This window comes from Agromyces sp. CCNWLW213 (assembly GCF_037199545.1).
In the GTDB taxonomy this organism is placed as follows: domain Bacteria; phylum Actinomycetota; class Actinomycetes; order Actinomycetales; family Microbacteriaceae; genus Agromyces.
The window spans coordinates 58,864-81,250 of the sequence record NZ_JBBBDX010000011.1; the positions used below are offsets into that span (position 1 = coordinate 58,864).

At 71.3% G+C, this 22,387-nt stretch carries 18 protein-coding genes; 8 read left to right on the forward strand and 10 right to left on the reverse strand.

The annotated features are described in order from the left end of the window. Positions 1-3: 3 nt before the first annotated feature. Positions 4-624 (reverse strand): TetR/AcrR family transcriptional regulator, encoded by a 621-nt coding sequence (locus WBQ80_RS16240; RefSeq protein WP_337282611.1) that lies wholly within the window; start codon positions 622-624, stop codon positions 4-6. 93 nt (positions 625-717) lie between these two features. Between WBQ80_RS16240 and WBQ80_RS16245 the strand changes: the two genes are divergently transcribed. After that, complete coding sequence (locus WBQ80_RS16245) at positions 718-1,128, forward strand: VOC family protein (protein ID WP_336572004.1); 411 nt, start codon at positions 718-720, stop codon at positions 1,126-1,128. Between the two features lie 21 nt (positions 1,129-1,149). On the opposite strand, the gene WBQ80_RS16250 is transcribed toward WBQ80_RS16245, so the two are convergent. From WBQ80_RS16250 to WBQ80_RS16265, 4 genes are all read right to left on the reverse strand, one after another. Next, positions 1,150-2,127 (reverse strand): S1C family serine protease, encoded by a 978-nt coding sequence (locus WBQ80_RS16250; RefSeq protein ID WP_336572003.1) that lies wholly within the window; start codon positions 2,125-2,127, stop codon positions 1,150-1,152. Between the two features lie 63 nt (positions 2,128-2,190). After that, positions 2,191-2,967 carry an SURF1 family cytochrome oxidase biogenesis protein gene (locus WBQ80_RS16255; protein ID WP_336572002.1) on the reverse strand — a complete coding sequence of 259 codons (777 nt, stop codon included), beginning with the start codon at positions 2,965-2,967 and terminating at the stop codon, positions 2,191-2,193. 78 nt (positions 2,968-3,045) lie between these two features. Beyond that, on the reverse strand, positions 3,046-4,776 hold the full coding sequence (locus WBQ80_RS16260) for a glycerol-3-phosphate dehydrogenase/oxidase (RefSeq protein WP_336572001.1): 1,731 nt from the start codon (positions 4,774-4,776) through the stop codon (positions 3,046-3,048). Between the two features lie 104 nt (positions 4,777-4,880). Then, positions 4,881-6,008 carry a GuaB3 family IMP dehydrogenase-related protein gene (locus WBQ80_RS16265; protein WP_336572000.1) on the reverse strand — a complete coding sequence of 376 codons (1,128 nt, stop codon included), beginning with the start codon at positions 6,006-6,008 and terminating at the stop codon, positions 4,881-4,883. Between the two features lie 110 nt (positions 6,009-6,118). On the opposite strand from WBQ80_RS16265, the gene WBQ80_RS16270 reads away from it, so the two are divergent. Next, complete coding sequence (locus WBQ80_RS16270; RefSeq protein WP_336571999.1) at positions 6,119-8,701, forward strand: carboxypeptidase regulatory-like domain-containing protein; 2,583 nt, start codon at positions 6,119-6,121, stop codon at positions 8,699-8,701. A 12-nt stretch (positions 8,702-8,713) separates the two neighbouring features. On the opposite strand, the gene WBQ80_RS16275 is transcribed toward WBQ80_RS16270, so the two are convergent. Beyond that, positions 8,714-10,414: an ABC-F family ATP-binding cassette domain-containing protein gene (locus WBQ80_RS16275; protein ID WP_336571998.1), complete on the reverse strand. Its 1,701-nt coding sequence runs from the start codon at positions 10,412-10,414 to the stop codon at positions 8,714-8,716. 137 nt (positions 10,415-10,551) lie between these two features. Here WBQ80_RS16275 and WBQ80_RS16280 point away from each other — a divergent pair, with 137 nt between their 5' ends. After that, on the forward strand, positions 10,552-11,718 hold the full coding sequence (locus tag WBQ80_RS16280) for a MalY/PatB family protein (RefSeq protein ID WP_336571997.1): 1,167 nt from the start codon (positions 10,552-10,554) through the stop codon (positions 11,716-11,718). A 30-nt stretch (positions 11,719-11,748) separates the two neighbouring features. On the opposite strand, the gene guaB is transcribed toward WBQ80_RS16280, so the two are convergent. After that, complete coding sequence (gene guaB / locus WBQ80_RS16285) at positions 11,749-13,251, reverse strand: IMP dehydrogenase (protein WP_336571996.1); 1,503 nt, start codon at positions 13,249-13,251, stop codon at positions 11,749-11,751. A 299-nt stretch (positions 13,252-13,550) separates the two neighbouring features. On the opposite strand from guaB, the gene WBQ80_RS16290 reads away from it, so the two are divergent. The 4 genes from WBQ80_RS16290 to WBQ80_RS16305 are packed head-to-tail and all read left to right on the forward strand — an operon-like array spanning position 13,551 to position 17,488. Then, positions 13,551-14,831: a branched-chain amino acid ABC transporter permease gene (locus tag WBQ80_RS16290; RefSeq protein ID WP_442892694.1), complete on the forward strand. Its 1,281-nt coding sequence runs from the start codon at positions 13,551-13,553 to the stop codon at positions 14,829-14,831. A gap of 15 nt (positions 14,832-14,846) precedes the next feature. After that, positions 14,847-15,827, forward strand: coding sequence for a branched-chain amino acid ABC transporter permease (locus WBQ80_RS16295; RefSeq protein WP_336572015.1), 981 nt, complete (start codon positions 14,847-14,849; stop codon positions 15,825-15,827). Beyond that, positions 15,817-16,731, forward strand: coding sequence for an ABC transporter ATP-binding protein (locus WBQ80_RS16300; protein ID WP_336571994.1), 915 nt, complete (start codon positions 15,817-15,819; stop codon positions 16,729-16,731). Before WBQ80_RS16295 ends, WBQ80_RS16300 begins: the two co-directional genes overlap by 11 nt. Next, entirely contained in the window at positions 16,718-17,488 is a 771-nt protein-coding gene (locus tag WBQ80_RS16305; protein WP_336571993.1) for an ABC transporter ATP-binding protein, read from the forward strand. Before WBQ80_RS16300 ends, WBQ80_RS16305 begins: the two co-directional genes overlap by 14 nt. Before the next feature lie 560 nt (positions 17,489-18,048). Here WBQ80_RS16305 and WBQ80_RS16310 read toward each other — a convergent pair. The 3 genes from WBQ80_RS16310 to groES all read right to left on the reverse strand — a co-directional run bounded on the left by WBQ80_RS16310 (position 18,049) and on the right by groES (position 21,035). Next, the gene (locus tag WBQ80_RS16310; RefSeq protein WP_336571992.1) at positions 18,049-19,353 is read right to left on the reverse strand and encodes an ABC transporter substrate-binding protein; all 1,305 of its coding nucleotides are present in this window, start codon (positions 19,351-19,353) and stop codon (positions 18,049-18,051) included. A 256-nt stretch (positions 19,354-19,609) separates the two neighbouring features. Continuing rightward, positions 19,610-20,557: an EamA family transporter RarD gene (gene rarD, locus WBQ80_RS16315; RefSeq protein ID WP_336571991.1), complete on the reverse strand. Its 948-nt coding sequence runs from the start codon at positions 20,555-20,557 to the stop codon at positions 19,610-19,612. Between the two features lie 181 nt (positions 20,558-20,738). Then, positions 20,739-21,035: a co-chaperone GroES gene (groES, locus tag WBQ80_RS16320; RefSeq protein WP_336571990.1), complete on the reverse strand. Its 297-nt coding sequence runs from the start codon at positions 21,033-21,035 to the stop codon at positions 20,739-20,741. Positions 21,036-21,164: 129 nt separating this feature from the next. Here groES and WBQ80_RS16325 point away from each other — a divergent pair, with 129 nt between their 5' ends. Continuing rightward, positions 21,165-22,352, forward strand: coding sequence for a class I SAM-dependent methyltransferase (locus tag WBQ80_RS16325; RefSeq protein ID WP_336571989.1), 1,188 nt, complete (start codon positions 21,165-21,167; stop codon positions 22,350-22,352). Positions 22,353-22,387 lie beyond the last annotated feature (35 nt).

Genomic DNA, 22,387 nt, shown 5'->3' on the forward strand with positions numbered 1-22,387 from the left:
AGTCTACGGGGCGGACGGCTGGGCGAATCCCGGGTCGGCTCGGGGCGAGAGCCCCCCGATCATGCGCGCGAGGGTCGCGACGGCGTCGTCGATGCCGCGCTCGGGGTGCGCCGCGGTCGCGTTGGCGATGGCCACCTCGTTCAGCGCGCCGGAGATCATGGTCGCCACGGTGCCCAGCGAGCGGGCCCGGATGAGGCCTGCCTCGGCCAGTTCGGCCACGCCCGCGTCGAGCAGCCGGGCGCTCGACTCCAGGTCCCCGTCGCGCCAGTCGCCCCAGCCCAGCACCGCGGGACCGTCGACGAGCAGGATCCGGCGCACCTCGGGCGCGAGGCTCGCCTCGAGGAACGCCCGGCAGCCGGCGAGGAACGCGTCGAGCGGCGCGGCGACGACCGCCGCTGCGTGCTCGACGGCCTCGGCGACGGCGAACTGCGCGCGCTCGATGACGGCCGCGAACAGGCCCTGCTTGCTGCCGAAGTGATGGTAGAGCGCGCCGCGCGTGAGCCCGGCCTCGGCGACGAGGTCCTCGAGGGCGACGCCGGCGTAGCCCGACTCGGCGAAGCGCCGGGTGGCGATGCGGAGGATCTCTTCGCGGGTGCGCTCGCGCTGCTCCGCCTTGGTGACCATCGGCTCCTGCCCCTTCGCGTCTTGACATACACACTGTATGTCGGTCACTCTCCGATACATACATCCTGTATGTATGTCGAGGAGGAGGGTCCCATGCTGACCGCCAGCTACCCGGTCCTGTGCTCGGAGGACGTCGCCGCGAGCGCGAGCTTCTACTGCGAGAACTTCGGGTTCGACGTCACGTTCGAGAGCGACTGGTACGTGAGCCTGCGCCATCCCCACACGCGGACCGAGCTGGCGCTGCTCGATCCGTCGCACGAGTCCGTGCCCGACGGGTACGGCACGCCCGCGCGCGGCGTGCTCGTCAACCTCGAGCTGGACGACGTGGACGCCGTCGCCTCGCGCCTCGAGGCCGCCGGCGTCCCCGTCGTGCAGGCGCTGCGGAGCGAGCCCTTCGGGCAGCGCCACGTGATCGTGCGCGATCCCGGCGGGGTGCTCGTCGACGTGATCACCGAGATCGAGCCGAACCCGGAGTTCCTCGCCGCGTTCGGCGGGCCCGCCTGACGCCGGCGCGACGGCGACGCGTCAGGCGCCCACGAGCTCCTTCGGGACCACGAAGACGTCGACGAGCGCGCCGCCGCGCCACAGCGTCATCTCGACCTCGCGGTCGATCGCGTCCTCGACCATCAGCCGCTGGATCGAGGTCGCCGTGACGATCCCGGTGCCGTCGAGGCTCACGGCGATGTCACCGGGCCGGATGCCGGCGGCGTCGGCCGGGCTCCCGGACACGACCCCGGTCACCTGCAGGCCGGTCGGCGATCCGACCCGCTCGGCGAGCTCGGGCGCGAGGCGGACCTGGGCGCCGGCGATGCCGAGCCACGCGCGCCGCACCCGGCCGCGCGTCACGAGCGCGTCGATGATCGCCCGGGTCGCCGGATTGATGGGCACCGCGAGCCCGAGTCCGACGCCCGCCACCGCGGTGCTCACGCCCACCATGCGCCCGCGCCCGTCGGCGAGCGCGCCGCCGCTGTTGCCCGGGTTCAGCGCGGCATCCGTCTGGATCACCTCGTCGACCACCCGGCCGGCGGCGGTGGGCAGCGACCTGCCGAGGTTCGACACGATGCCTGCGGTCACGCTCCCGGCGAGGCCGAGCGGGGTCCCGAGCGCGACGACGAGCTGGCCGACGCGCAGGTCCCGGGCGTCGCCGAACGGCACCGGCGCGGGCACGTCGCCACGCGCCCGCAGCACGGCGAGGTCCGACAGCGGATCCCGTCCGACGACGTCGGCCGTGACGGCCGTGCCGTCGCCGAACGCCGCCTCCGCCCGATCGGCGCCCACGACGACGTGGGCGCTCGTCAGGAGGATGCCGTCGGCCGACACGACGCTCGCGCTGCCTGTGCCCTGTCCGCGCCCGGATCGCACCGCGAGGCTCGCGATGCTGGGCAGCACGTCGTGCGCGACGCGCGTGACGACACGCGAGTACGCGTCCAGCGGATCCTCGTCGGGACCGGGCTCGGCGCCGTCGCGGCCATCGATGCTCCTGGTGCGGTCGTCATCGCTCACAACGGCATCCTCACCCCGTGGGCGGATGCCGCGGGCGGAGTTCGCCGCAGGCGGAACGCGAGCTCAGCCGCGCGCCGCGACCTCCTCCGCCTCCTCGCGCTCGCGCTCGACGGCGTCCTTCACGAGTCGGTACCAGAGGTACACCGCGAACCCGCCGAACACGATCCACTCGATCGCGTAGAAGACGTTGAGCCAGTTCAGCTCGGCCTGCTGCTCGGGCGGCGGCGACGAGATCGCATCGAGGCCCGCCGTCGGCTCGGCCGCCGTCACGTAGCCGAAGTACACGGGCCGCTCGTCGTAGTCGGCCCAGACGTTGATGAGGTGCGCGACGGCGACGGTCCGCATGACCTGCGGGTCGTCCTCCTCCTCGGGCTGGATCGGCGCCTCGCTGGGCAGGAAGCGCCCGACGACCTCGAGCTCCTCGCCGGAGCGCGCCGCGTCGTCGACCGCGGCGAGCGCGTCGCGCGCCGCCTGCTCGTCGGCGGTCCAGCCGAGCGCGACGGGGAGCCCGCCGGGCGCGGCATCCGTCACCTCGAGGTGGACCACCACCCACCAGCCGGTCTCGCCGTCGTTCACGCGACCCTGGACGACGACGGTGTCGCCCGGCACGATCGTGCCGCGCACCGAGACGCGCTGGCCGGTGGAGGCCTGCTCGGTGGGCGCGTCGGGCCCGGCGACCTCGGCGAGCGGGCGGACCTGCTCGGTCGGTCGCTCGATCACGGTGGCCTCGTCGACCGCTCGCCCGACCTGCCACTGCGCGAGGATGGCGAACCCCGCCGCGACCCCGAGGGCGGCGAGCAGGGCGAGCACCCACCGCGGGCGCAGCATCATCCGGAGCATGTCGTGCGCGATTCTATCCGCGCCGGATGCGGGCTCCCTGCGAGCGGGGTCCCGGACGCGGCGACGCGACCGCCATCGTCAGTCGACCTGCACGATGTCGGGCGCCTCCAGTCGCACCCGGTCGGCGGAGGCGTCGTCGGGCTGCTGCTGCGAGGCGATCTCGGCCTGCACGCGCTGCAGGTAGCGCTCCACCTCGAGCGCCTCGCGGTCGGCGTCCCAGCCGAGCACGGCACCCATCAGCTTCGCCGCGACCGGCGCCGCGGACACGCCGCGGTCCCAGGCCTCGATCGAGATGCGCGTGCGCCGGGCGAGCACGTCGTCGAGGTGCAGCGCGCCCTCGTGCGAGGCCGCGTACACGACCTCGGCGCCCAGGTAGTCGTCGGCGCCGGGGAGGGGCTCGCCGAGCTCGGGCCGCGCGCGGATGAGGTCGAGGAGGTCGTCGGTCATCGTGCCGTACCGGTTCAGCAGGTGCTCGATGCGCACCTTGTGCACGCCGAACGCCCGTGCGATCTTGCCGCGCTTGTTCCACGCCGCCTGGTAGCCCTCGGCGCCGAGCAGCGGGATCCGCTGGGTGGTCGAGGGCGGCACCTTGCCGTCGAGCGCGTCGGCCGCGGCGTCGATCGCGTCCTTCGCCATCACGCGGTAGGTCGTCCACTTGCCGCCGGCGACGACCACGAGGCCGGGAACGGTGTGCGCGACGATGTGCTCGCGCGACAGCTTCGAGGTCTCGTCGCTCTCACCCGCGAGCAGCGGTCGGAGGCCCGCGAAGACGCCCTCGACGTCCTCGCGCGTGAGCGGCACGTTGAGCACCTCGTTCACCCGCTCGAGCAGGTAGTCGATGTCGGCCGCGGTCGCCGCGGGGTGCGCCTTGTCGAGGTTCCAGTCGGTGTCGGTGGTGCCGATGAGCCAGTGCCGGCCCCACGGGATCACGAACAGCACGCTCTTCTCGGTGCGCAGCAGCATGCCCATGTTCGACTGGAACCGGTCGCGCGGCACCACGAGGTGGATGCCCTTGGATGCGCGGACCTTGAAGGTGCCCCGCTCCCCCACCATGCGCTGCGTGTCGTCGGTCCACACGCCCGTCGCGTTCACGACCTGCTTCGCGCGGATCTCGAAGTGCTCGTCGGTCTGCAGGTCGTGCGCCTTCACGCCGACGACGCGCTCGCCGACCTTGACGAACCCCTCGACCTTGACCCGGCTCGCCACGTGCGCGCCGTAGAACGACGCGGTGCGAGCGAGGGAGGCCACGTACCGGGCGTCGTCGACCTGCGCGTCGTAGTAGGTCAGTCCGCCGATGAGCGCGCTCGGGGCGATGGACGGCGCCGCCCGCATGACCTGGCGCTTCGTCAGGTGCCGGTGGTGCGGCACGCCCGGGTGCCCGCCGCCGGAGTAGCTGAAGATGTCGTACAGCAGCATGCCCGCGCCGATGTACAGCCGCTCGAAGACGCGCTGCTTCAGCGGGTAGAGGAAGCGCACCGGCTTCACCAGGTGCGGTGCGAGCCGCTGCAGCAGCAGGCCGCGCTCGATGAGCGCCTCGCGCACGAGCCGGAAGTCGAGCTGCTCGAGGTACCGGATGCCGCCGTGGACGAGCTTCGACGACCGGCTCGACGTGCCCGACGCCCAGTCACGGGCCTCCAGGAGGCCCGTGGAGAGCCCGCGGGTCACCGCGTCGAGTGCCGCGCCCGTTCCGACGATGCCTCCGCCGACGACCAGGATGTCGAGTTCCTTCTCCTTCAGCCGGGCGATCGCCGCCTCGCGCTCCTCGGGTCCGAGCCTGTTCGAACGCGTCACCGACTTCAGTCTCGCCATCGTCGCTCCCCATCCCCGGGCGGACCGCGGCGGTGCCGCCCGTCGTCCCCCACGCTACCCGAGCGGGTCGCGCGGGCACCATGGAATCCGCTGGGGGTGCGGGCTCAGACGGTGTGGTGGTAGGGCGCCACGACGACCTCGACGCGCTGGAACTCCTTGAGGTCGGAGTAACCCGTCGTCGCCATGGACTTGCGCAGCGCCCCCACGAGGTTGGCCTTGCCGTCGGCGCTCGGCGCCGGGCCGTAGAGGATCTCCTCGAGCGGCGCGACCTGGCCGACCTGCACGCGCTCGCCGCGCGGCAGCTTGCCGTGGTGCGCCTCGGCGCCCCAGTGCCATCCGCCGCCGGGTGCGTCGGTCGCCCGGGCCAGCGCCGCACCGAGCATGACCGCGTCGGCGCCGCACGCGATGGCCTTCACGATGTCGCCCGACCTGCCGACGCCGCCGTCGGCGATCACGTGCACGTACCGGCCGCCGGACTCGTCGAGGTAGTCGCGGCGGGCGCCCGCGACATCCGCCACGGCCGTCGCCATGGGCGCATGGATGCCGAGCGTGCTGCGCGTGGTCGAGGCCGCGCCCCCGCCGAAACCGACGAGCACGCCCGCGGCGCCCGTGCGCATGAGGTGGAGCGCCGCGGTGTAGGTCGCCGCACCGCCGACGATGACGGGCACGTCGAGCTCGTAGATGAACTTCTTGAGGTTCAACGGCTCCTGGTTCTTCGACACGTGCTCGGCCGAGACGGTGGTGCCGCGGATGACGAACAGGTCGACGCCCGCCGCGACCACGGTCTCGTACAGTTCCTGCGTGCGCTGCGGGGAGAGCGCGCCGGCGACGGTCACGCCGGCCGCGCGGACCTCGGCGAGCCGGTGGGTGACGAGCTCGGGCTTGATCGGCTCGGAATAGAGCTCCTGCATGCGCGCGGTGGCCCGGTCGTCGGCGAGGTTGCGGATCTCGGCGAGCACGGGCTCCGGGTCCTCGTACCGGGTCCAGAGCCCCTCGAGGTCGAGCACGCCGATGCCGCCGAGCCCGCCCATCATGATCGCCGTCTGCGGGGAGACGACCGAGTCCATCGGCGCCGCGAGGAACGGGATGTCGAACTGGTAGGCGTCGATGCCCCACGACACGGACACGTCCTCCGGGTCGCGCGTTCGCCGGCTCGGCACGATGGCGATGTCGTCGAACGCGTAGACGCGACGGCCCCGCTTGGAGCGGCCGATCTCGATCTCCTGAGTCACCCGACAACCCTACCGAGCGCACGCGACGCGCGCCTCGTCGAAGTCGGCGAATCGGCACCGCGGCCGGCCGGGATGCCGCTATCGCACTGCGCCGGTTCTGTGGTGTGATCATGGCACCCCGTTCGACGCCCCTCCGCGACGCGGGCCCCTCCGACCCGATCGCCCTGGAGACCCGATTGACCGGCCGCGCCCCCCGCCGTTCCCCTGCCCGCACCCTCGCCCGCACCGCGCTCGCCGCGCTGCTCGTCGCGGTTCTCGGCCTCCCGGCCCTGCACCCGGCGGCGGCGGAGCCCATGACGTCGGTCGCGGCCGGAGGATCGACGACCGGCTCGGTCTCGGGCGTCGTGACGGATGGCGACGGCGCCCCGCTCGCAGACCTCCTCGTGTACCTCATGGGCGCCGACGGCGCGAGCTTCTCGTACACCTCCTCGGACAACACCGGCACGGACGGCTCGTACCGGATCGACGACGTCGCCCCCGGGACGTACTCGATCCAGTTCTTCGGCGATTCCGCGCACGTGGGCGAGTGGTGGGACGACCGGGTCGGCCGGTCCGATGCGCAGACCTTCGAGATCGGCGCCGGCGAGCACCTCGGGAGCATGGACGCCGCCCTCTCGGAGGGCGCCTCGATCTCCGGCATCGTCACCGACCCCGACGGGGCGCGCCTGCCCGACGCCACCGTGCGCGTCTACGGGATGCGGAGCGGGACGTGGGGCTGGCTGAAGTCCACGACCACCGACGCGAGCGGTGCGTACCGCTTCGGCGTCCTCGGCGCGGGGATCCACGCCGTCCACGTCCTCCCCCCGGCCGGCACCGGGATGGTGGACGAGTGGTGGGACGACAGCGCGTTCGAGCGCACGAGCACGCGGTTCGAGGTCGCACGCGACGAGGTCGTGTCGGGCATCGACGTGGAACTGCCTCGTGCGGCGACGATCACGGGAGTCGTCTCGGGTGCGGACGGCGCCCCGCTGCACGACGTCTCCGTGCGCGCGTGGACGACGAGCACGGCGCAGGGGGACGGGGTCGCGCACTACGCACGCACGGACGAACACGGCGTCTACGTCATGGAGGGCCTCAAGGCCGCGCGGTACCAGATGCGCTTCACCCCTCCCGCCACGAGTGAACACCTGCCGGAGGAGTCGGGCGAGTTCGCGGTTGCGGCCGGCGCCGTCGTACGGCAGAACGCGTCCCTCGTCGCCGGCGCGTCGATCGCCGGACGGGTCACGGGCCGGGAGGGCACGCCGCTCGCGAGTGCCCGGGTGACGCTCACCCCCGCGAACGGTCCATCCGAGACCGTGAGCACGGCAGCGGACGGCACCTACCGGTTCGCCCAGCTCCCCGCCGGCAGCTACACGCTCCACTTCGACAATGCCGCGACGGGCCTCATGCTGTTCGACGGCTCGGACTACTTCGCGGAGTGGTGGCGCGACGCGCCGGAACGCGATCAGCGCACGTTCTTCGACCTCGCGACCGGTCAGCACCTCACGGGCATGGACGCCGAGCTCACGCCGGAATCCAACATCACGGGCACGATCACCTCCGACGATGGCGGGGGCCTCCCCGGCCACGTCTCCCTGTACGAGATCCGTGACGGCGAACCGCACTACGTGAAGTACGCCTACGTCGACACGGACGGGCGGTACGGATTCGGCGACGTGCGCGCCGGCACCTACACGCTGGAGTTCACGGCAGCCGATCACCTGCCCGTGTGGTGGGGTGACCGGTCCGACGCGACCTCGGCCGAGACCTTCGAGGTGGGAACCGGGGAGATCGTCGGAGAGATGGACGTCCAGCTCTCCCGCGGCGGGTCGATCGCCGGCACGGTGACCGCCACGGACGGCGCCCCCCTCCCGTCGGTCATCGTGAACATCTACACGGCCGAGGGCGACGGTTGGAAGTACCTCACGAATCAACTCACGGACGCGAGCGGACGCTACTCCCGCAGCGGGCTGCTCGAGGGCACCTACACCGTCGAGTTCGCCAAACCCTCGAACTACCAGTCCGAATGGTGGAACGACCATCCGTCTGCGGATGCGGCCGAACCCATCGTGCTCCGCGCCGGGGAGGCGGCGACCGGAATCGACGCGACCCTCGGGGTCGCACCGACGACGCTCTCGTCGCCGACGATCACCGGACATCCGTGGATCGGCCACCCCGTGGCGGCGTCCGCATCGTCGGGCACGAGCAGCGCGACGCTGTCCTACGAGTGGCTTGCCGACGGGGACCCCATCGCGGGTGCGACGCAGAAGATCCTCGCGCTGGAGGCCGCGCAGTCCGGGAAGCGGATCACCGTCCGGGTGACGGCCTCATCGCCGGGCAGGCCGTCGACGACGAAGGTCTCGGCAGCGACCGCGCCGGTCATCGCCCCACCGGTCTCGTCGAGCACGCCCACGATCGTCGGGTCGGCCGTGATCGGTTCGACCCTCACCGCAGCGCCCGGCACCTGGTCCTCCGGCACGACTCTGACCTATCGGTGGTTCGCGAACGGCATGCCGGTCGGCGGCGGCACGACGTCCACCCTCGTGCTCGGCAGCGCGCAGGCCGGCACGCGGATCACGGTCCGCGTCACCGGCGTGAAGTCCGGCCACACCACGGTCTCCAGGACGTCGGCGCCGACGGCCGAGGTGGTGCGGGTCGACGTCTCGGGACTCAGCCCGACCCATTCGACCGAACCGAATCCGGTGCGCGGCTGACCACGAGGCCGTTCAGCGAACGCGCGCGACGCGTGCCTCGTCGAACACCGGCGCATCCGTCTCGACGACCTCGCCGTCGGAGCGGAACACCAGGAACCGGTCGAACGAGCGCGTGAACCAGCGGTCGTGGGTGACCGCGAGCACCGTTCCGTCGAACCGCGAGAGCGCCTCCTCGAGCGCCTCGGCCGAGACCAGGTCGAGGTTGTCGGTCGGCTCGTCGAGCAGCAGCAAGGTTGCTCCGGACAGCTCGAGCAGGAGGATCTGCAAGCGCGCCTGCTGGCCGCCCGACAGGTCGTCGAAGCGCTGCTGGGCGGATGCCGCGAGCCCGTAGCGATCGAGCGCCGAGCTCGCGGCCTCGCGCGCCATCCCGTCGCGGTTCGCGTCGCCGCGGTGCAGGATGTCGAGCAGCGTGCGTCCGCGCAGGCCGGGCAGCTCGTGCCCCTGCGCGAACCACCCCGGCACGACCCGCGCACCGAGCACCGCGGAGCCCGAGTGCGGCACGCGCGCGAGCGTCGCGCCGACCTCCGTCACGTGGCCCTTCGCCGGGTCGGGGTCGCTGCCGCCGCCCGCGAGCAGGCGGAGGAAGTGCGACTTGCCGGATCCGTTCGACCCGAGCACCGCGACGCGGTCGCCGTACCAGACCTCGAGGTCGAACGGCCTCATGAGGCCCGTGAGCTCGAGCCGCTCGCACACCACGGAGCGCTTGCCGGTGCGCGATCCCCGCAGCCGCATCGACACCGCCTGGGCGGGCGGCCGCTCCTCCGGCGGGCCCGCCTCCTCGAACTTCCGCAGGCGGGTCAGCGCAGCCTGGTAGCGCGACGCCATGCCGTCGTTGTACGTCGCCTTGACCTTGAGGTTCTGCACGAGCTGCTTCAGCTGGGCATGCTGCTCGTCCCACCGGCGCCGCAGCTCGTCGAGCCGGGCGAAGCGCTCCTCACGGGCCTCGTGGTAGCCGCGGAAGCTCCCGCCGTGCACCCACGCGGTGCTGCCGGCGCCGCCCGCCTCGAGCGTCACGATCCGGTCGGCCGCGCGAGCGAGCAGTTCGCGGTCGTGCGAGACGAGCAGCACCGTCTTGGGTGTGGCACGCAGCTGCTGCTCGAGCCACCGCTTGCCGGGCACGTCGAGCGAATTGTCGGGCTCGTCGAGGACGAGCACCTGCTCGGGACCGCGCAGCAGCGCCTCGAGGGCGAGCCGCTTCTGCTCCCCGCCCGAGAGGGTCGAGAGCTCGCGCCACTTCGCTCGTTCGAACGGCACGCCGAGCGCCGCCGTGGTGCAGTGGTCCCACACGACCTCCTGGTCGTATCCGCCCGCCTCGGCGTACTCGGCGAGCGCCGACGCGTACCGCATCTGCGCGGCCGTGTCGTCCGTCTCGATCAGCGCGTTCTCGGCGCGCTCGAGCTCGACCGCCGCCTCGCGCACGCGCGCGGGTGCGACCGAGACGAGCAGCCCGTGCACGGTGCGATCGACGCCCTCGACGACCTCGCCGCGGCCGACGAACTGGTCCATGACGCCGAGTCCGCCGGCGACCTGCACGCTGCCCTCGTCGGGCCGCAGGTCGCCGCGGATGATCCGGAGCAGGGTCGTCTTGCCCGCCCCGTTCTGTCCGACGAGGGCGGTGGTGCGCCCCTCGGTCACGCGGAAGGCGAGGTCCGACAGCAGCGGGCGGCCGTCGGGCAGCGAGAAGGAGACGCCGTTGACGTCGATGAAGCCCATGGGGTGCGATCCATTCGATACGCGGCATCCGCCACGGCGCCCGAACGGGCAGCCCACCAGAATACACAGCGGCGGATGTCGCGGCACGCGCCGTCCCCGCCCTGTCGCCCCACCCTCGGGTGCGGCAGGCTGGAGCCATGCATCGCGTCGCCGCCGACCCGCTCGACCAGCTCCGCACGAGGACCAGCGCGAAGTGGCGCTCCTACGACCCGGACGTGCTCCCGCTTCCGGTCGCCGAGATGGACTACCCGCTGGCCGAGCCGATCGCCGAGGCGCTCCACGCGGCCGTGCGACGATCCGACACGGGGTACAACTCCGGCAGCCGGCCCGTCGCCGACGCGTTCGCCGAGTTCGCGGCCGCGCGCCTCGGCTGGGAGCCGGACCCCGCGCGCGTGACCTGCACGGCCGACGTCAGCATGGGCATCGTCGAGGTGCTGCGCCAGGTCGTCCGACCCGGCGACGGCGTCATCGTGAACCCGCCGATCTACCCGCCGTTCTTCGACCTCGTGGCCGAGTCGGGAGGAACGGTCGTCGAGGTCCCCCTCGCGGGCGGCATCGACGAGGGCTGGTCGCTCGACCTCGCGGGCGTCGAGGCGGCCTTCGCCGACGGTGCCCGCGCGATGGTGCTCTGCAACCCGCACAACCCCGTCGGGCTCGTGCACCCGCGGGAGGACCTCGTCGCGCTGGCCGAGATCGCCGCGCGGTTCGACGCGACGATCGTCTCCGACGAGGTCCACGGTCCGCTCTCGCAGCCCGAGACGCCGTACGTGCCGTTCCTGACGGTGTCGGATGCCGCGCGCGAGCACGGCGTCGCGGTCGCCGGCGCGACGAAGGCGTTCAACATCGCGGGCCTGAAGGCGGCGCTGGTCCTGAGCGCGAGCGAGCGCGGCGACGCAATCCGGACCGGGTTCCCGTACGAGGTGGAATGGCGCATGAGCCAGTTCGGTGCGATCGCGTCGATCGCGGCGTTCCGGCACGGGGGGCTCTGGCTCGACGGCGTCCTCGGCTCCATCGACGACAACCGGCGCCTGCTCGCCGACCTGCTCGCCGACGAGCTGCCGGGCGTGCGGTACCGGATGCCGCAGGCCACCTACCTCGCCTGGCTCGACCTCTCGGCGCTCGGCTGGGGCGACGATCCGGCGGTGGTCGCGCTCGAGCGGGCCCGCGTGGCACTCGCGAACGGGCCGATGTTCGGCCGCGAGGCGGGACGTGGGCACGCGCGACTCAACCTCGCCTGCTCGCCCGAGGTGCTCTCGGAGGCGATCACGCGGCTCGCCGAGGCCGGGAGCCCAGTGGTCGGGTAGCACCGTCCGCAGGACGGCGCGTATCGAGACCTACCGCGTGTAGTTCGGCGCCTCGACGACGAACTGCACGTCGTGCGGGTGCGACTCCTTGAGCCCGGCCGGGGTGATCCGCACGAATCGGCCCTTCGCCTTGAGCTCGTCGACCGTGCGCGCGCCGACGTAGAACATCGACTGCCGGAGTCCGCCGACCAGCTGGTACGCCACCGCCGAGACCGGGCCGCGGAACGGCACCTGGCCCTCGATGCCCTCGGGGATGAGCTTCTCGTCGCTCGGCACGTCGGCCTGGAAGTAGCGGTCCTTGGAGTACGAGGTCTTCTTGCCTCGCGTCTGCAGCGCGCCGAGCGAGCCCATGCCCCGGTAGGTCTTGTACTGCTTGCCGTTCTGGAACACGAGGTCGCCGGGGCTCTCGGCGGTGCCGGCGAGGAGCGAGCCGAGCATCACGGTGTCGGCGCCGGCGACGAGCGCCTTCGCGATGTCGCCGGAGTACTGGAGGCCGCCGTCGGCGATGAGCGGCACACCCGCCGGCTTCGTCGCCTTCGACGCCTCGTACACGGCGGTGACCTGGGGCACGCCCACGCCCGCGACGACGCGCGTCGTGCAGATCGAGCCCGGCCCGACGCCGACCTTGACCGCGTCGGCGCCCGCGTCGACGAGCGCCTGCGCGCCCTCGCGGGTCGCGACGTTGCCGCCGATCACGTCGATGTGGGCGAAGGTCGGGTCGGCCTTGAGCCGGCGGATGATGTCGAGCACGCCCGCCGACTCGCCGTTCGCGGTGTCGACGACGAGCACGTCGACGCCCGCGTCGCGGAGCGCCTCGGCGCGCTCCCATGCGTCGCCGAAGAAGCCCATGGCCGCGCCGACGCGCAGGCGCCCCTCGGCATCCTTCGTCGCGTTCGGGTACTGCTCGGACTTGTCGAAGTCCTTCACCGTGATGAGGCCGGTCAGGCGCCCCGCGTCGTCGACGAGCGGCAGCTTCTCGACCTTGTGCTGCGCGAAGATCGCGATCGCCTCGTCGGGGTCCATGCCGACGCGTCCGGTGACGAGCGGCATCTTCGTCATGACGTCGGCGACCTTGGTCTCGGGCTTCTCGAAGTCGGACACGAACCGCATGTCGCGGTTGGTGATGATGCCGACGAGGATGCCGTCGGCGTCGACCACGGGGAGCCCGGAGACCCGGTACGTGGCGCACAGCTGGTCGACCTCGGCCACGGTGGCATCCGGGGTCGTCGTCACCGGGTTCGAGACCATGCCGGACTCGCTGCGCTTCACGCGGTCGACCATCTCGGCCTGCTCGGCGATGGACAGGTTGCGGTGCAGGATGCCGATGCCGCCCTGCCGCGCCATGGCGATGGCCATGCGGGCCTCGGTCACGGTGTCCATCGCAGCGGAGAGCAGGGGCGTCGCGACCGTGATGCGCTTGGTCAGGCGCGAACTCGTGTCGGCCTCGCTCGGGATCACGTCGGTGTGCCCCGGGAGGAGCAGGACGTCGTCGTAGGTGAGCCCGGTGAATCCGAACGGATCTGCCTGATCCATGTCGCCCCTTCGTGTGTGTGGGAGTCCTGCGCACGCGGCCGCCGACCCGACGGGTGTGACGGGCGGGAGCATCGGTGCGGTACATCGATATTAAGCGAGTTTGCGCGGCCGGCATTCCCCGGATAACAATCGAGGGCCGTTTGTGCTCCGGTGCGAAACACTTGGGACATAATCGGCACGTACTGTCGACGACGTTGTCGTCAGGAAGCCGGATCCCGACCCCACCAGCGGTCGGGACCTTTGGAGGTGCAGTGGAATCCACGCGAACAGTCCCCACACGTTCTCGCGGGAGGTGGCTCATCCTCCTCGGAATACTGATCTCCGCACTCACTCTGTCCGGCATCGCAGCGTCCCCTGCGGTGGCGGACGAAGGGGGTACGGACACTCCAGCGACCGAGGAGGAGTTCGAGTTCTTCTTCAGCGGGAACGTGCAGTTCGAGGGTGAGGCGCTCGAGGGCGTGCTCATCACCGTCGAGGGCAACGGGTTCGAGGCCGAGACCGAGACCGACGCCGACGGGCGCTGGACCATCGGCGTGCCCGAGAAGGCCGAGTACGAGGTGACCCTCGACCAGGACACCCTGCCCGAGGGCGTCGTCGTGCTCGAAGGGCAGGACACCGTGACGTCGGAGTTCGGCCTGACCAAGCGGAAGACGGTGAACTTCTTCCTCGGCGAGGGCCAGCGGGTCACGGTGAACTACTTCGACCAGGTCGTCCAGCGCGTCGTGAGCGGCCTGAACTTCGGCCTCCTGCTCGCGCTCGCGGCGATCGGACTGTCGCTGATCTTCGGCACGACGGGCCTGTCGAACTTCGCGCACGCCGAGTTGATCACGTTCGGCGCGTTGATGGTGCTGACATTCGGGGTCAACCTGGCTTGGCCGCTGTGGCTCGCGATCCTCGTGGCGCTCGTGCTCAGCGCGGCACTCGGGTGGACCCTCGATGCGGCGCTCTGGAAACCGCTCAGGCGACGAGGCGTCGGGTTGATCCAGCTCATGATCGTCAGCATCGGCCTCTCGCTCGCGCTGCGATACACCTACCAGTTCTTCTACGGCGGGCAGACCAGCCAGCTCCCCGGAGCGACGCTGCCGTCCGACATCCGCTTCGGCGCCGTGGCGCTCTCGTGGGTCGACCTCGTGAGCATGGGCGTCAGCATCGTGGTGCTCCTCGGCGTGGCGTTCTTCCTGCTCCGCACGCGCATCGGCAAGGCCACGCGCGCCGTCTCCGACAACGCGCCCCTCGCCTCGGCGAGCGGCATCGACGTCGACCGCGTCATCCGGATCGTCTGGGTGCTCGGCGCGCTGCTGGCCGGCCTCGCCGGCATCCTGTGGGCCTACTTCCGTCCCGGCGTGAGCTGGGACATGGGCTTCCAGATCCTGCTGCTCGTCTTCGCCGCGGTCACGCTCGGCGGACTCGGCACGGCGTTCGGCGCGCTCGTCGGCTCGCTCATCGTGGGTCTCTTCGTCGAGATCTCCACGCTGTGGCTGCCGAGCGACATGAAGTACGTGGGCGCCCTGGTCATCCTGATCGTGGTGCTGCTGTTCCGACCGCAGGGCATCCTCGGTCGTCGAGAGCGAATCGGATAGGAGGGCAACGACATGATCGACTGGGGAGCAATCTTCGGAAACGCGGCCGTCGAGCTGATCAGCCCGACCACCGCCGCCTACGCACTGGCCGCACTGGGTCTCGCGATCCACTTCGGCTTCACGGGCCTGCTGAACTTCGGCCAGGCGGGCTTCATGCTGCTCGGCGCATACGGGTACGCGATCCCGGCGCTGAAGCTCGGCTGGCCGTGGTGGGCCTGCCTCCTGGCGTCGCTGCTGGCGTCGGTGGTCTTCGCCCTCATCCTCGGTATCCCGACGCTGCGGCTGCGGGCCGACTACCTCGCCATCGTGACGATCGCCGCGGCGGAAGTGCTGAGGCTGACGTTCACGACCAACGAGTTCGCTCCCGTCACGGGCTCGGCGAACGGCCTCTCGGAGTACCAGCGCGACCTGCTCGTGCTGAACCCGCTGCCCGACGGACGCTACGGCTTCGGCCCGTGGGTCTTCAGCGACCGGGCCTGGTTCTTCCTCATCCTCGGATGGATCATCGTGATCCTCGCCGCGCTGCTCACGTGGCTGCTCATGCGCAGCCCGTGGGGTCGCGTCATCAAGGGCATCCGCGAGGACGAGGACGCCGTGCGCGCGCTGGGCAAGAACGTCTACTCCTACAAGATGCAGAGCCTCATCCTCGGCGGGCTGTTCGGCACCGTCGCGGGCATCATCTTCGTGATGCCACGCGCCGTCGTGCCGAGCTACTTCCAGCCGACGCTGACGTTCTTCGTCTACGCGATCCTGCTCCTGGGCGGGGCCGCGACCATCCTGGGGCCCATCGTCGGCTCCATCGTCTTCTGGGTGCTGCTCTCGTTCTTCTCGGGCTTCGTCGCCCGAGCCGTCGAGGCCGGGTGGCTGCCGTTCATGTCGCAGGTGCAGGCCGGTCAGCTCCGGTTCATCCTGGTCGGCGTGGCGATCATGCTGATCGTGGTGTTCATGCCACAGGGCATCCTGGGCAACAAGAAGGAGCTTGCTTTTGTCAAGTGAGATCACCCCCAACGCCAAGCCCGTCAAGACGACCGGGCTCCACGTCGGCGAGCCGGTCCCGGGCGTCAAGAAGGTCGACCCGATCCTCATCGCCGACGGCGTCAAGCGCACCTTCGGCGGCCTCACGGCCGTCGACGTCGCGCACGTCGAGATCCCGCGGAACGCCATCACGGCGCTCATCGGCCCCAACGGTGCCGGCAAGACGACCTTCTTCAACCTGCTGACGGGCTTCGACAAGCCCGACACGGGCGACTGGTCGTTCGAGGGTCGTTCGCTCGCGCGCGTCCCCGCCTACCGCGTCGCGCGCATGGGCCTGATCCGGACGTTCCAGCTCACGAAGTCGCTCGGGCTGCTCTCCGTCATGGAGAACATGAAGCTCGGCGCCAAGGACCAGACCGGGGAGAACATCTTCCGCGGCCTGATCCCGTCGATCTGGCGCAAGCAGGACCGGGAGATCGAGGAGAAGGCGCTCGACCTGCTCACGCGCTTCAAGCTCGACGCCAAGAAGGAGGACTACGCGGCCAGCCTCTCGGGCGGTCAGCGCAAGCTGCTCGAGATGGCGCGCGCCCTCATGAGCGATCCGACGCTCGTGATGCTCGACGAGCCGATGGCGGGCGTCAACCCGGCGCTCACCCAGTCGCTGCTCGACCACATCCTCGACCTCAAGGCCCAGGGCATGACCGTGCTCTTCGTCGAGCACGACATGCACATGGTCCGTCACATCGCCGACTGGGTGATCGTGATGGCCGAGGGCCGCGTGGTCGCCGAGGGCGACCCGCACGAGGTCATGAAGGACCCCGCGGTGATCGACGCCTACCTCGGCGCCCATCACGACACGGATCTCGGCGCGACCGACACCGGTCACGTCGAGGCGCTGAAGGAGCTCATCGATGACGAACAGTGAACCCACCGCGAGCCCGGTCCTCGAGCCCACGGGCGAGATGGTCGTCGAGGTGCGGGACGTCACGGCCGGCTACCTGCCGGGCGTCAACATCCTCAACAGCTGCTCGCTGACCGCCCGCCAGGGCGAGCTCATCGGCATCATCGGTCCGAACGGCGCGGGCAAGTCGACGCTGCTCAAGTCGATCTTCGGCCTCGTGAAGGTCCGCGAGGGCGGCATCTTCCTGCAGGGCGAGGAGATCACGAACCTCAAGGCGAACAAGCTCGTCGCCAAGGGAGTCGGGTTCGTGCCGCAGACGAACAACGTCTTCCCGTCGTTGTCGATCCAGGAGAACCTCGAGATGGGCGTCTTCCAGAAGCCCAAGGACCTCAAGCACCGGCTCGAGTTCGTGACCGAGATCTTCCCCGACCTGAAGAAGCGACTCGGCCAGCGCGCCGGTTCGCTCTCGGGCGGTGAGCGCCAGATGGTCGCGATGTCGCGCGCGCTCATGATGGGCCCGCACGTGCTGCTGCTCGACGAGCCCAGCGCGGGCCTCTCGCCGGTGCGACAGGACGAGGCGTTCCTGCGGGTCAAGGAGATCAACCGCGCGGGCGTGACGACCATCATGGTCGAGCAGAACGCGCGCCGCTGCCTGCAGATCTGCGATCGAGGGTACGTCCTCGACCAGGGCCGAGACGCCTACACGGGCACCGGTCGCGACCTGCTCAACGACCCGAAGGTGATCGGGCTGTACCTGGGCACGCTCGGCGCCGAGGAGTAAGCCGGCGGTCGATCGACGCCGAAGGGGCGGGCGGAATGCTGCGGCATCCCCCGCCCCTTTCGCATGCCCGGCGCGGGGGCGCGGGCGTGGCCGTCGCCGGCCGGGCTCGGCCGCCCGGCCCGTTCGGCGCGGCCCTGGCGGCGCGCGGGGCAGCGCCGAGGAGCCGTGCCGGTACCGACGGGGCGGCGCTGTGACCTCCGCTCGCGAGCGCGCGCGCCCGCAACGGCCCCGTGCGCCCTGCAGGCGGGTGGCGGGGCGCCACGGCCTCACGCGACCGCGTACGGCCCGCGTGGACGGCGTCGGCCCACGTTGCCGAGCCCGTCCCGGGTCTGCGCCGCGCCGGGCTGGCCACGGGTGCTCAGTCGACAGGCGCCCTCGGAACTCGGCTCGGTCCGTGGTCCACGTCCGCGTCGTCGCCCGTCGAGCTGCGGGGTGCCCCCGTCTGCACCGGCGGCCCGTCGCCACGACACGCCCCTCCGCGGCCGCACGATGACTCGCCGAGGTCCCGGGGCACGCGAAAGGGCCCCGGCCGAAGCCGGGGCCCTTCCTGTGCGAGTGGATCAGCCGTCGCCGATGCGCTCGTACGTGTTGTCGTCGAGGTACTGGAAGATGCCGATGGTCGCCTCGGTCGGGTCGCCGTTCTCGTCGAACGTGATCGGGCCGGACGGGCCGTCGTAGTCGATCTGGTTGCCCTCGGCGAGCGCCTCGGCGCCGGCGGCGAAGGTGTCGACCTTCTCGCCGTCGCCCGAACCGCCGGAGACCTGCTGCAGGTACGCCGCGATGTCGGTGCCCTCGACGCTGTTGGCCGCGTAGGCCGCGAGCGCGATGAGCGTCACCGCGTCGTAGGACTCAGCCGCGTAGCTGTAGTCCTGCAGCTCGGGGTCGACCTCGAGCAGGCGGTCGGTGAAGTCACCGAGCGTGCCCACGTCGAGACCCGGCAGCGTGCCCTTCGAGCCGGCGACGAGGCCGGGCGCGAAGTCGGCGCTGTAGTCGGCCAGGTTGCCGTCGACGAAGTACAGCTTGTCGCCGGGGTAGCCGCTGCCGACGAGCGCCGGCGTGATGACCTTGGCCTGGTCGAACGTGATCAGCGCGATCGCGTCGGGGTTGGCCGCCGTGACCTCGGAGATCTGCGCGTCGAAGCTCGAGTCGCCCTCGTTGAAGAGCGCCTCGGCGACGACCTCGCCGCCCGCGGCCTCGAAGGCGTCGCGCGTGAACTGCGCGAGGCCGGTGCCGTACGCGTCGTTCAGCACGATCATGCCGAGGGTCGCGTTGCCGTCCTCGGCGATCAGGTTGCCGAGCACCTCGCCCTGCAGGACGTCGGACGGGGCCGTGCGCCAGTACAGGTTGTTGTCGTCGTAGTTCGTGAAGTCGGCCGACGTGTTGGCCGGCGAGAACTGCACGACGCCCGCGGCGACGATCTGGTCGATGACGGTCTTCGAGACACCCGACGACGCGGCGCCGATGATCGCCGACACGTCCTGCGAGAGGAGGTCGGTGACCGAGACGGTCGCGGTGTCGGTCGTGGTGTCGCCGGAGTCGCGGTAGACGACCTCGACCTGGAGGCCGAGGTCGGCCTCGTTGATGTCCTGTGCGGCGAGTGCCACACCGGCCTCCTCGGGCGGGCCGAGGAACGCGAGCGCACCGGACTGCGGCAGGATGGTGCCGACCTTGAGGGTGAGGTCGCGCTCGCCCGCCTCGATCTCCTGGGCGTCACCGCTCGCGGCCGGCGCCTCGGACTCCTCGGGCTCGGCTTCGCCGCCCGTGCTGCACGCGGTGAGGAGGAGGGCGCTGACGCCGGCGATGGCGATGCCCGTCCACGCTGCGCGACCCGAGCGCGAGGCCCGTGCCTTCGCGAATACGCTCATGTTGCTCCTTGGGACTGAAGGATTGGGACACAATTCCGGCGTCTGGCGACACCGATGGTTTTGACAGTATTGCCCGCCACATGTGGAAACAAGGACATCGCATCACAACCCGGTAACACCCGGCGGATCGTTATGTCGGCGACACCGCGAGGGGGCTGCACGCACGAAACCGGCGTGGACCGGCCTCTTCGCGCACGGTTCCGGCATCGCCGTGGAGGGCCGGAAGCGCCCTCCGAACCCCCCGATCGGGGGTGCCTCAGACCGGCTCGATCGCCGCCGCCCGCCGCGCCCGCGCCCCGCGGAGGAGGTCGAACGTGAGGACGGCGAGCGCGACCCAGACGAGGCCGAACCCGATCCAGCGCTCGAGCGGCATCGGTTCCTGCAGCACGACCACGCCCACGAGGAACTGGATGAACGGCGCGAAGTACTGGATGAAGCCCATGTAGGTCAGCGGGAGACGCCGGGAGGCCGCGGCGAAGAGCAGCAGCGGGATCGCCGTCACCGCACCCGCTGCCGCCAGCAGCACCGTGTGCCAGGCGCCGAGCGAGCCCATGGTCAGGGCGCCGTTCATGGCGACGACCACGAGCAGCACGGCCGCGAAGGGCGCCAGCCACGCGGTCTCGAGCGTCAGCCCGGACACCGCGTCGACGCGGTGCCCCACGCGCTTCTTGATGAGCCCGTAGAAGCCGAAGCTGAAGGCGAGGACGAGGGCGATCCACGGCGGCTGCCCGTAGCCCACGGCGAGCACGACGACCGCGACGATCGAGATGCCGACCGCGGTCCACTGCGTGGCGTTGAGCCGCTCGCGCAGCACGATCACGCCGAGGAAGACCGTGACGATGGGGTTGATGAAGTACCCGAGCGCGGCTTCGACCACCTGTCCGTTGAGCGTCGCGAAGACGTAGGTGAGCCAGTTGACGAAGATCAGGACGCCCGCGGCCCCCATCGTGAGCACGACGCGACGGTCGCGCAGCAGCTCGCGGAATGCGCGCCAGGAGCGTGTCACCGCGATGAGCAGGGCGCAGAAGACGAGCGAGAGGAGGATGCGCCACGCGACGATCTCGACGGGCCCGGTGGGGGCCAGCGCGATGAAGTAGATGGGGAGGAACCCCCACAGCCCGTACGCCGCGACCGCGTAGAGCAGGCCGCTGCGGCTCACGCCCTGCGACGAGGTGGCGGCGGCGACGGTGGGTGCGGTGCTCACCGGTCAAGCCTACGCTCGGCCTCCGACGCGGACGCGGGTGCGCGACTGCCGGACTTCGTCGAGATCCCGCCGACAGGGCCCGGCAGCCGGCCGCCGCCGCTCGCCGAGTGCACCGCTCCGCCGGACGACGACGCGGCCCGGATGCCGTGTGGCATCCGGGCCGCGGAGGTGGTCGGACCGACTAGCGGACGACGACCGCGAGCACGTCGCGCGCCGAGAGGACGAGGAACTCGTCGCCGCCGAACTTCACCTCGGTGCCGCCGTACTTGGAGTAGATCACCTTGTCGCCGACGGCCACGTCGAGCGGGACCCGGTTGCCGTTGTCGTCGATGCGGCCCGGGCCCACGGCCACGACCTCGCCCTCCTGGGGCTTCTCCTTGGCGGTGTCGGGGATGACCAGACCCGACGCGGTGGTCTGCTCGGCCTCGACCTGCTTGATGACGATGCGATCCTCGAGCGGCTTGATGGAAACCGACACGGTTGACCTCTTTCTTGACGAAGACTGGGGTTAGCAGCCTCTGAATGAGAGTGCTAACAGGAGTCTAGGGCGGTTCTGGCACTCGTGCAACGTGAGTGCCAGCGGATGCCGCGGTGCTAGCGTGTCGGCGTGGACCGCGCCGAGCTCGTCGAACTGCTCTCGCCCGAAGGGCTCGACCTGCTCGACTCCCTGCCCGCCTGGACCCGCAGGTCCGACGTGGTGAAGTCCGTCGCCGACCTCCGGCGCCGAGGGCACTCCCCCGGCCTCGTGGCGGCCGTCCTGACCCAGTCGCGGCTCCGGGCCAGGGCGCGCGCGAAGTTCGGCGAGTTCGCCGACCGCATGCTCTTCACCGACGCCGGCCTCGAGCAGGCGACGCGGCTCCGCGTCGCCGCACTCCACGCCGGCCGGTACGCGCGCGCGGGCCTCCGCCACGTCGCGGACCTCGGTTGCGGCATCGGAGGAGACGCCCTCGCGTTCGCCGCGATCGACCTCGAGGTCACGGCGGCCGACGCCGACGAGGTGACGGCCGCGATCGCGGCATTCAACCTGACGCCGTTCCCTCGCGTGAACGTGCTGCACTCCGCCGCCGAGGAGGTCCCCCTCGGGGGTATCGACGCCGCGTGGCTCGACCCGGCGCGGCGCACGACGGCCGGCGGCACGACGAAGCGACTGGCGGATGCCGCCGACTACTCCCCCTCGCTCGACTTCGCCTTCGGGCTGGCCGAGCGGATGCCGGTCGGCGTGAAGCTCGGCCCGGGCACCGATCGCGACCTGGTGCCGGTCGGCGCCGAGGCGCAGTGGGTCTCGGTCGACGGCGACGTCGTCGAGCTCGTCGTCTGGACCGGCTCCCTGGCGAGGCCGGGTGTGGGCCGTGCGGCGCTGGTCATCCGCGGCGACGCCGCCCACGAGCTGATCGCGCCGGCCGACAGCGAGGACGCGCCGGTGGGTCCGCTGGGCGATTACCTGTACGAGCCCGACGGCGCCGTCATCCGGGCCCGGCTCATCGGCGATCTCGCGCGGGCGAACGGCGGATGGATGCTGAGCGAGGGCATCGCCTACATCACGGCCGATCGCGCGTTCGAGAGCCCGTTCGCGCGCGGGTTCCGCGTGGTCGAGCGGCTTCCCGCCGACGAGCGCCACCTCCGCCAGGCCCTCCACACCCGGGGCGTCGGCACGCTCGAGATCAAGAAGCGCGGCGTCGACGTCGACCCGGCGGCACTCCGCACGCGGCTGAAGCTGAAGGGCGATACGTCGGCCACGGTCGTGCTGACGCGCGAGGAGGGCCGGCACGTCGCACTCCTCGTCGAGCGCCTGTGAGGCGACGCGGCGCCGCTGCGGGCTCGCTGCGACCG